The organism is Streptomyces sp. GbtcB7, assembly GCF_019091445.1.
Lineage (GTDB): Bacteria > Actinomycetota > Actinomycetes > Streptomycetales > Streptomycetaceae > Streptomyces > Streptomyces mirabilis.
The window spans coordinates 1-248 of record NZ_JAGXJM010000466.1 but is presented as its reverse complement, the minus strand read 5'-3'; the positions used below and the strand labels follow the sequence as shown (position 1 = coordinate 248).

Here is a 248-nt window from a genome sequence, read left to right as displayed (position 1 = left end):
GTCCTTCGCCACAGATATGCCATCGGGGAGCCGTTCGGTACGGACCTCCAACTCGGGGTCGGCCTTGGCGAGTTCGAGCCACTTGAGTCGCAGCTCCTCCAGCGGGGAGATGTCGCCGATGTACTCGTCCTTGAACGCCTGGAACACCTTCACGTCATCGAAGATGTCGGTGGCGTCGAGCAGCTTGCCCCCGGGGATCCCGAGTGTTTTGGAGATCATCAGTGTCTTGCCCTCGACGCGGCCGACGA

Annotated in this window: 1 protein-coding gene; it reads right to left on the bottom strand. The window is 62.1% G+C overall.

What is annotated here, in order from left to right; translation table 11 throughout:
- Window positions 1-248, bottom strand: a 248-nt coding sequence (locus KVT44_RS56510) for a hypothetical protein (RefSeq protein ID WP_217577084.1), incomplete at both ends; no start/stop codon positions are given.